Source organism: Paraburkholderia sp. UCT31, assembly GCF_014397655.1.
Classification (GTDB): Bacteria; Pseudomonadota; Gammaproteobacteria; order Burkholderiales; family Burkholderiaceae; genus Paraburkholderia; species Paraburkholderia tuberum.
In genome coordinates this window covers 260,002-269,483 of sequence record NZ_VZQP01000002.1, presented here as the reverse complement: position 1 = coordinate 269,483, position 9,482 = coordinate 260,002, and the positions used below count along the sequence as shown (strand labels likewise).

The 9,482-nt window shown below is 65.9% G+C and carries 7 protein-coding genes; 4 read left to right on the top strand and 3 right to left on the bottom strand.

Annotated elements, in window-relative coordinates:
• On the bottom strand, nt 1-815 hold an 815-nt coding region (gene cysE / locus F6X40_RS02430), incomplete at its 3' end, for a serine O-acetyltransferase (protein ID WP_187626690.1).
• Nucleotides 816-1,070: 255 nt separating this feature from the next.
• On the bottom strand, nt 1,071-1,901 hold the full coding sequence (locus F6X40_RS02425; protein ID WP_187626689.1) for an RNA methyltransferase: 831 nt from the start codon (nt 1,899-1,901) through the stop codon (nt 1,071-1,073).
• Nucleotides 1,902-2,308: 407 nt separating this feature from the next.
• On the opposite strand from F6X40_RS02425, the gene F6X40_RS02420 reads away from it, so the two are divergent.
• The 4 genes from F6X40_RS02420 (at nt 2,309) to F6X40_RS02405 (ending at nt 8,937) form a co-directional block, all read left to right on the top strand.
• Entirely contained in the window at nt 2,309-3,112 is an 804-nt protein-coding gene (locus F6X40_RS02420; RefSeq protein ID WP_187626688.1) for an inositol monophosphatase family protein, read from the top strand.
• A gap of 213 nt (nt 3,113-3,325) precedes the next feature.
• A complete protein-coding gene (lplT, locus tag F6X40_RS02415) occupies nt 3,326-4,624 on the top strand; it encodes a lysophospholipid transporter LplT (RefSeq protein WP_187626687.1) in 1,299 nt (432 codons plus the stop codon).
• A 208-nt stretch (nt 4,625-4,832) separates the two neighbouring features.
• Complete coding sequence (gene mutS, locus F6X40_RS02410) at nt 4,833-7,520, top strand: DNA mismatch repair protein MutS (protein ID WP_187626686.1); 2,688 nt, start codon at nt 4,833-4,835, stop codon at nt 7,518-7,520.
• Nucleotides 7,486-8,937, top strand: coding sequence for a hypothetical protein (locus F6X40_RS02405; RefSeq protein WP_262421340.1), 1,452 nt, complete (start codon nt 7,486-7,488; stop codon nt 8,935-8,937). The genes mutS and F6X40_RS02405 overlap by 35 nt, the downstream gene beginning before the upstream one ends.
• On the opposite strand, the gene F6X40_RS02400 is transcribed toward F6X40_RS02405, so the two are convergent.
• The gene (locus F6X40_RS02400) at nt 8,917-9,459 is read right to left on the bottom strand and encodes a peptidylprolyl isomerase (protein WP_184067661.1); all 543 of its coding nucleotides are present in this window, start codon (nt 9,457-9,459) and stop codon (nt 8,917-8,919) included. The genes F6X40_RS02405 and F6X40_RS02400 overlap by 21 nt on opposite strands.
• Nucleotides 9,460-9,482 lie beyond the last annotated feature (23 nt).

Below are 9,482 nucleotides of genomic sequence, written 5' to 3'. Positions count from 1 at the left end.
GCCGCCGATAGCCGCCGCAAATCGAGCAACGCCGCATCCGCGCCTTGCAGACCTTCGAGGCTCGTGCCGAGCCGCTCGAGCGCATCGACGATTTCATCGATACGTCGCGCCTGAGTAGCCGCATGGTCGATCAGACCGTGAATCGCGAGCGAAACCGGATCGTCCGCGTTGGGCGTGATGCCGTATGCGCAAAACGCGCTGATTTCGCTGCCGCGCTTCGCGTTACGCGCGGCGTTGTTCGCATTCGGGTTCGCACCGTTCGCACCGTTCGCACCGTTCGCACCGTTCGCAGCCGCCGCGGCCGGGACGATGATCCGCGCCGGATTGCCGAGCGCCGTGCCACGCGCGGGCACCGGCTTCGTCACGACCGCGTTCGATCCGATCTTCGCGTCCGCGCCGACGGTGAAGCCGCCGAGCACCTTCGCGCCCGCACCGACGATCACACCACGCTCGAGCGTCGGATGCCGCTTCGCGCCGCGCGTGAGCGACGTGCCACCGAGCGTCACACCCTGGTAGATCGTGCAGTCGTCGCCGATCTGCGCGGTCTCGCCGATCACGACGCCCATGCCGTGATCGATGAACACGCGCCGCCCGACGCTCGCGCCCGGATGAATCTCGATGCCGGTCATGAAGCGCGCCATCTGGGACACGAAACGCGCGAGCCAGCGGCGCTTCGCGCGCCAGCACGCGTGAGCGATCCGATGCAGCACGAGCGCGTGCAGCCCCGGATAACACGTGAGCACTTCCCATGCGCTGCGGGCGGCGGGATCGCGCTCGCGGATCGTGGCGATATCTTCGCGAAGTCTCGTGAACATGGCAGGGACTGTATTGTTGGGGGAAAACCGTCTGCGTGAGCGAATCCGCGCGGTTTGCGCATGCGCGGGACTCTGCATTTCGCGCCATAGCTAACGGCATCGCTGCCGCTTAGCACGGCAGCAGCTTTGCTTCTAACGTTTCGTGGATTGTAGGGCGATTGCGCGAAACCTGCCGGAAGTCCCCGTCACCTGCAAGGTTGTCGTCAGACGAAGGCGGCGCATCAGGTGCGCCGTCACGGGCTGGTCAACGGACCGTCAGCCGGTCCGTCTGGTCTTGAGCAGGATGTGCTTGGCGATGCCGCGCACGATGTTGACCTCCTCGCGCTCGAGGCCCGAGCGCGCGAAGAGCCGCCGCAGCCGTGACATCAGCTTCTTCGGATTGGCCGGATCGAGAAACTCGAGCGCGACCAGTGCGCTTTCCAGATGCGCGAACATGCTCTCGATCTCGTCGCTGGCCGCCATCTGCGCGCGTGGAGCGGCGGATTCGGCCGGCGCCGCGTGTGCTCCCGCGGTGGGTGCGCCGTCGCTCGCTTCGTCGGCGCCGAGGTACGCGGTGCGTAGCTCGTAGGCGAGCACCTGCACCGCCTGCGCGAGATTGAGCGAGCTATAGGCCGGATTGGCCGGAATATGCGCGATCGCGCTGCATCGCTCGACGTCCTCGTTCGACAGGCCCGTGCGTTCGTTGCCGAACACCAGCGCGATCTCGCCGTGCATCGCCTCTGCGTGCGCGGCGGCGGCAGCCGCGCGCGGCGTCCATTGCGGCGGACCGTATTCGCGCAGTCGCGCGGTCAGCGCAATCGACCAGTGCACGCCCGTCAGTGCATCGGCGAGCGACGGCACCACGTGCACGGAGGCGAGTACGTCATCGGCGCCGCTCGCCATCGCGATCGCTTCGGGGTCGTTCTGCACGTTCGGCACGCGCGGCGACACGAGCACGAGCCGCGAAAAGCCCATGGTTTTCAGCGCGCGCGCCGCGGCGCCGACATTGCCCGGATGGCTGGGCTCGACCAGCACGAAACGCGTCGACGTGAAGCCGCCGCGCAAATCGGCCACGGCGGGGTCGGAGGAATGGTGGGTGTGCTCCACGATGAAACTCGGCTGGCTGGGACTCAAGACGCGTATGGTAGCGCCAACGGGCACCGATGCCGAATCAGGCGCACGCGCGAGCCACGCGCGCGGACGAGGGCGCAGCATCGGACCGGCACCGGCGGGCGCCTGTGCGGTACATCAGCCGCACGTGAGCGAGCATGCGCGAGGGCGCCCGGACTCAGGTAAAATACCGCTTTTCGCGTCCGGCGCCGACGTTTGCTGAAGCTCGCGTCGAACCGGTCGCACCGTTCTTATTCAATTCGTCTCCGTCGACGGAATGCTCTCCGGTTTGATAGCCGGTCTGCCGTTCCGTGCTGTTTTTGCGTCGTTGCGGCGCACGTCAGCGCAGTTTCGCGCTTATTTACCGGCCGGCAGCCGTGCTGCCCCGGCACAAGGATCAGTTTATGCATCCCATGCTCAATATCGCTGTGAAGGCCGCGCGCCGCGCAGCTCAGATCATCAACCGCGCATCGCTCGATCTCGACCTGATTCAGGTCAGCAAAAAGCAGCACAACGATTTCGTCACGGAGGTCGACAAAGCGTCCGAAGCGGCGATCATCGAAACGCTGAAGACCGCCTATCCCGATCACGCCATCCTCGCCGAAGAGTCGGGCAAGTCGGACCACGATTCCGAATACCAGTGGATCATCGATCCGCTCGACGGCACCACCAACTTCATCCACGGCTTCCCTTACTACTGCGTGTCGATCGCGCTCGCGCACAAGGGCGTCGTCGCGCAGGCCGTCGTCTACGATCCGACCCGCAACGATCTGTTCACCGCATCGCGCGGCCGTGGGGCGTTTCTCAACGATCGCCGCATCCGCGTCGCCAAGCGTGACCGCCTGGCCGACTGCCTGATCGGCACCGGCTTTCCGTTCCGCGCGCAGGACAGCCTCGAATCGTACGGCCGTCAGTTCGCCGAGATGACCGAAGCCTGCGCCGGCCTGCGCCGTCCGGGCGCCGCCGCGCTCGATCTGGCCAACGTCGCGGCCGGCCACATGGACGGCTTCTTCGAGCAGGGCCTGAACGCATGGGACGTCGCGGCGGGCAGCCTGCTGATCACCGAAGCCGGCGGCCTGGTCGGCAACTACACCGGTGATTCGGAGTTCCTGCACGTCGGCGAAGTCGTCGCGGGCAACCCGAAGGTCTACGCGCAGATGATTCCGATCCTGTCGCGCTACAGCCGCACGCGCCAGCAGTCGGCGTAAGGTGCGCCGCCGCGGCCGGTCCGCGGCAACGCATAACGGTTGCAGAGAAAAGCGGCTTCGGCCGCTTTTCTGTTGGCGGCGCTCCAGTGTGCGGAGCGTCGTGCTAAAAAGCGGGAAGTTATTCGGGGCGGTACTCCGGCGGGACCGTTCCCTGCTCCATGCCGCTTTGACCCTGCCCGACTTTCGCCCCGGGCGCAGCCTCCAATCTGCCCCATGAAAAAAGGCTTCCATACGATCATCGCCGCACAGTTCATTTCGTCGCTGGCCGACAATGCGCTGTTGATCGCCGCCATCGCCCTGCTTTCCGTGATGCGCTCGGCCGCGTGGGTTACGCCGCTGCTGCAGATTTTTTTCACGATCTCGTACGTGCTGCTCGCGCCGTTCGTCGGCGCGTTCGCCGATTCGATGCAGAAGCGCCACGTGATGTTCGTCTCCAACGCGCTGAAAGCGAGCGGCTGCCTGATGATGATTCTGGGCGTTCATCCGATGATCGCCTACGGCGTGGTCGGCTTCGGCGCAGCCGCGTATTCGCCCGCCAAGTACGGCATCCTCACCGAGCTGCTGCCCGCCGGAAAGCTCGTGGAGGCGAACGCGTGGCTCGAATCGGCGACGGTGCTGTCGACGATCGCCGGCACGATGCTCGGCGGTGCGCTGATCAGCACCGTCTTCGAGCATTTCGTCACGCGTGCGCATATGCCGCTGATCCGCTCGGCCGCCGATCTCGCGATGGGCGCGGTCATGCTCACCTACGCGATCGCCGCCGCGATCAACATCTTCATTCCGGACACTGGCGCGCGCTATCCGAACCGGCTGACCGAGCCGAATAAGCTGGTCGGCGATTTCCATCACTGCTTCCGGGTGCTGTGGGCCGACAAGCTCGCGCAGATCGCGCTGTGGGTGACCACGCTGATGTGGGGCGCCGCCGTGACGATGCAGCTGCTGGTGCTCAAATGGGCGAACGTGAACCTCGGGCTGTCGTTGTCGAAGGCGGCGGTGATGCAAGGCGTGACCGGCTTCGGCATCGCGATCGGCGCGGCGGGCGCGGCCGCGCTGATTCCATTGCGCCACTCGCTGAAGGTGTTGCCGGTCGGCGTGCTGACGGGCGCGGTGGCGATCGCGATGGCCTTCTACAACAAGGACCTGTTCCCGGCGGGCGCGGGCCTGCGCTTCGGCACGCACGTCGCGCCCTACTACATTCTGCTGGCCTATCCGCTGATGATCGTGCTCGGTGCGTTGTCGGGCTTTTTCATCGTGCCGATGAATGCGATCCTGCAGCATCGCGGCGCGACGCTGCTGTCGGCCGGTCACTCGATCGCCGTGCAGAATTTCAACCAGAACCTCGCGGTGCTGCTGATGCTCGGCGTGTACGCGCTGCTGCTCACGGCGAAGATGCCCGCGCAGTGGATCATCGTCGTGTTCGGCACCTTCATCACGCTGCTGATGTGGCTCGCGAAACGCCGCAGCGCGGCGAACGAACGCAGGGTGGACATGCGGGCGATGATCGAGGAATGAATGCACCACGGTGCTCCAGCAATGACAGCGCGAGGCTCGGCTCGACGGCCGTAACCCGCCGCGACGGCGTGCAACCCCCGCTTTGATCGAATAGGTCATGCTGACGTTCAGCTCTTGTGTTGGGCATCGTCCGTTCGGCCAGGGTCCGCTCGCCGCGCCGGCGGGTTAAACTCACGCCCTGAGCATCTACCGCAAGAAGACACGAAGGATGGGTATTCAAACCGCAGCGGCCAACGACGTCGCACAACACACGCCGATGATGCAGCAGTACCTGCGCATCAAGGCGGAGCATCCGGGCACGCTGGTGTTCTACCGGATGGGCGACTTCTACGAACTCTTTTTCGACGACGCGGAAAAAGCCGCGCGCCTGCTCGACCTGACGCTCACGCAGCGCGGCGCGTCGGCGGGCAATCCGATCAAGATGGCCGGCGTGCCGCATCACGCTGTCGAACAGTATCTGGCCAAGCTCGTGAAGCTCGGCGAATCGGTCGCGATCTGCGAACAGATCGGCGACCCGGCCACCTCGAAAGGCCCGGTCGAGCGCAAGGTCATGCGCGTGGTTACGCCTGGCACGCTGACCGACGCCGCGCTGCTGTCCGACAAGAGCGACGTCTATCTGCTCGCGCTGGGCGTCGCGCACAATCGCCGCGGTGTCGCCACGAGCGTCGGTCTCGCGTGGCTCAATCTCGCGAGCGGCGCGCTGCGCCTCGCCGAAGTCGCGCCCGATCAGGTCGCCGCCGCGCTGGAGCGCATCCGTCCCGCGGAAATTCTGGTCGCCGACGCCACCGCCGATTCGACCAGCTGGACACCGCCTGTCAACGCCAGCGCGCTCAAGCGTGTACCGGCCTGGCACTTCGATATCACCTCGGGCACGAAGCGCCTGTGCGACCAGCTCGAAGTCGCGAGCCTCGACGGCTTCGGCGCGCATTCGCTCGGCTGCGCGTGCGGCGCGGCCGGCGCGTTGCTGCTGTATGCGGCGTCCACGCAGGGCCAGCAACTGCGCCATGTGCGCAGCCTGAAGGTCGAATACGAATCCGAATACATCGGCCTCGATCCGGCCACGCGCCGCAACCTCGAACTCACGGAGACACTGCGCGGCACCGAATCGCCGACGCTGTGCTCGCTGCTCGACACCTGCTGCACGACGATGGGCAGCCGCCTGCTGCGGCACTGGCTGCATCATCCGCCGCGCGATTCGGCGGTGGCTCAGGCGCGTCAGCAGGCGATCGGCGCGTTGCTCGATGCGCCGCAGGGCGCCGACCTCGAGACATTGCGCAGCGCATTGCGGCAGATTTCGGACATCGAACGGATCACCGGACGTCTCGCGCTGCTGTCGGCGCGGCCGCGCGATCTGTCGAGCCTGCGCGATACCTTCATCGCGCTACCTGCATTGCGCGCGCAGCTCGCGGCGGTGGCCTCGAACGCGGATTCGCTCGCGCGCATCGACGCGGCGCTCGAACCGCCGCACGCGTGCGCCGATTTGCTGAAGCTCGCGGTCGCGCAAGAGCCGGCCGCGATGGTGCGTGATGGCGGCGTCATCGCGCGTGGTTATGACGCCGAGCTCGACGAACTGCGCGATATTTCGGAGAACTGCGGACAGTTCCTGATCGATCTCGAAACACGCGAACGCGCGCGCACCGGCATCAGCAATCTGCGCGTCGAGTACAACAAGGTGCACGGCTTCTATATCGAAGTCACGCGCGGCCAGACCGACAAGGTGCCGGACGACTATCGCCGTCGGCAAACGCTGAAGAATGCCGAGCGCTATATCACGCCCGAGCTGAAGACCTTCGAGGACAAAGCGCTGTCCGCGCAGGAACGCGCGCTCGCGCGCGAACGCGCACTGTACGACGCGTTGCTGCAATCGTTGCTGCCGTTCATTCCCGACTGTCAGCGCGTTGCGCTCGCGCTCGCCGAACTCGATCTGCTGGCCGCGCTCGGCGAACGCGCTCGCGCGCTCGACTGGGTTGCGCCGACGTTCTCGGCGAACGCGGGTATCGACATCGAGCAGGGTCGTCATCCGGTGGTCGAGGCGCAGGTCGAGCAGTTCATCGCCAACGATTGCTCACTCGCGACCGAGCGCAAGCTGCTGTTGATCACCGGTCCCAACATGGGCGGTAAGTCGACTTTCATGCGCCAGACCGCGCTGATCGCGCTGCTCGCTTACGTGGGCAGCTATGTACCGGCGCGGCGCGCGGCCTTCGGACCGATCGACCGCATCTTCACGCGCATCGGCGCGGCCGACGACCTCGCCGGCGGCCGCTCGACCTTCATGGTGGAGATGACCGAAGCCGCCGCGATCCTCAACGACGCGACACCGCAAAGCCTCGTGCTGATGGACGAGATCGGCCGCGGCACGTCGACGTTCGACGGCCTCGCGCTCGCGTGGGCGATCGCGCGCCACCTGCTCGCCCACAACGGCTGCTACACGCTGTTCGCGACGCACTATTTCGAGCTGACGCAACTACCCGCGGAGTTTCCGCACGCGGCCAACGTGCATCTGTCGGCAGTCGAGCACGGGCACGGCATCGTGTTCCTGCACGCGGTCAACGAGGGGCCCGCCAATCAGAGCTACGGTCTGCAGGTCGCGCAACTCGCCGGCGTGCCGAACGCGGTGATCCGCGCGGCACGCAAGCATCTCGCGCATCTGGAGCAGCAATCGGCCGCGCAGCCCGCGCCGCAACTCGATCTGTTCGCGACGCAGCCTGCCATGCTCGCCGAAGACGCGGACGACGACCACGAGGCGGCGAGCGACGCAACGCCTGCGTCGCCCGCGATGCAGACACTCGTCGAGCGTCTGCGCGGCATCGATCCGAACGATCTGCGGCCGCGCGAAGCGCTCGATCTGCTGTACGAACTGCATGAACTGGCCGTCGCGCCGGATGCGGACCACTGACACGCCGGGACACCCGCCGCCGCGCCCGCGCGGGCTTCGCGCGGCGCTGCGCCACGTGCTCGCACCGGCAGGCGGCATCGTCGTGCTCGTGGCAGTGTGCGCATGGACCGCGCCGGCGCACGCCGAGGCCTCGCGCTTCGCGTTCGCGGTGATTTCCGGCACGATGCACAGCCCCGCCGACGAAGCCGCCACGCAACGGCTGCTCGAGGCGATCGGCCGCGAGCGCGACGTGCGCTTCATCGTCTACGACGGCAATCTGAAGGGGCCAAAGGAAGTTTGCCGCGACGCGCTATTCGAGCGCCGCCACGCGCTGCTCGACAGTTCGCGCACTGCCCTCTTCTTTATCCCCGGCCAGCATGATTGGGTCGATTGCGGCACGGCGGAAGGCGGCGGCTTCGATCCGGTCGAGCGGCTCGACCAGTTGCGGCAAACGCTGTTCGCCGATCCAACGTCGATGGGGCAGAACCCGATCGCGTTGACGCGCGAGAGCGAGGTGTCGCGCTTCCGCCCGTTCCGTGAAAACGTGCGCTGGGTGGTCAACGAAACAACGAACGACAAAGCGAACACCAAAGCCGGCGACATCGTCTTCATCGGCCTGAACGCGCCGGGTCCGAACAACCACTACCTGAGCGCGGGCGGCCGCAACGGCGAGTTCGAAGATCGCGTGATCGCCAACGCATTCTGGCTCGAGCACGCGGCCGAATACGCGAAGCGCCGCGACGCGCGCGCGATCGTCGTGTTCATTCAAGGCGACTTCGACCCGGAGCGCTACGAGCGACCCGAACGGTTCGCCTGGCTGCACTTCGCACATAGCTCGCGCCGCGACGGCTTTCTGGAATTCAAGCGCAGTCTGGTCAAGCTCGCGCAGATTTTCCCCGGACCCGTGGTCGTCATTCATGCAGACGACGACCGGCCGGCCGGCGGTTTCGTCATCGATCAGCCGCTACGCAACGACAAGGGGACGGTCGTGACGAACCTCACGCGCATTGCGCTCGCGCCGCATGATCGTCTCAACCAATGGATTCAGATAGAAGCGGATTTCGGCAGGAAGCCGCCGTTCAGAGTCAGCGTGCGCGACGTGCCGAAGCAGATGCCGCTGCCCACCACGCCGCCGGTCTTGCCGCCCGCATCGCCGCGCGACGAATCCGGCGCGTCGATGCCGGTTGCGCCGGAGATGCCGAATGTGGAAGGTTTCGGGCCGGCGTCGGAATTGCCGCCCGTATTGCAGACGCCTGGAGAGTCGCAGGAGCAGCAGCCGCGCATCCCGTCCGACCAGGGCGGCAGCGACTATGGGCCCGCTATCTCAATGCCGCCGGGGTCGATACTGCCAGCCTCGCCTGCGTTGCCCGCATCGGTGCCGTCTGCCCCCGCGACGACACCGCGCATGCCCGCAAGCTCAGTGCAGGGTCGGTTTTGATCTGTCTTCTTCGTCCTCGTCTTCATCGTCGTCGAGAACTTCGAGGCCGTCCGCGCCATGCGCGTGCTCGTGCTGGATTTCGTCTTCAGTTGCCGGACGCACGTCTTTGACGGTCAACGCGAAACGCAGCGCCATGCCGGCGAGCGGATGATTGCCGTCGAGCACGACCTTGTCTTCCGCGACGTCGGTCACCACGTACACCAGCGCATCGATTTCCTCGTCGCCATCTTCGGGGGTGCCTTCGAATTGCATGCCGACTTCGAGCGGTTCCGGGAAGCGATCGCGCGGCTCGATCTTCACAAGCTCGGGATCGTATTCGCCGAACGCGTCTTGCGGCTCGAGCTGGATCTGGGTCTCGAAGCCAGCCTCGTGGCCGTCGAGCTCTTCCTCGATCTTGGGGAACGTGCCATCATAGCCGCCGTGAAGATAGACCATCGGCTCTTCGCTTTCCTCGATCAGATTGCCCTGCGCATCCGACAGCTTGTAGGCGACCGACACGACGGTGTTCTTTGCGATTTTCATTCGATTCTCCAAAATACAACTCA

Coding starts and splice junctions, on each gene's coding strand:
- F6X40_RS02420 (WP_187626688.1), top strand. CDS start 2,309: ATGCATCCCATGCTCAATATCGCTGTGAAGGCCGCGCGCCGCGCAGCT.
- lplT (WP_187626687.1), top strand. CDS start 3,326: ATGAAAAAAGGCTTCCATACGATCATCGCCGCACAGTTCATTTCGTCG.
- mutS (WP_187626686.1), top strand. CDS start 4,833: ATGGGTATTCAAACCGCAGCGGCCAACGACGTCGCACAACACACGCCG.
- F6X40_RS02405 (WP_262421340.1), top strand. CDS start 7,486: ATGAACTGGCCGTCGCGCCGGATGCGGACCACTGACACGCCGGGACAC.
- F6X40_RS02400 (WP_184067661.1), bottom strand. CDS start 9,459: ATGAAAATCGCAAAGAACACCGTCGTGTCGGTCGCCTACAAGCTGTCG.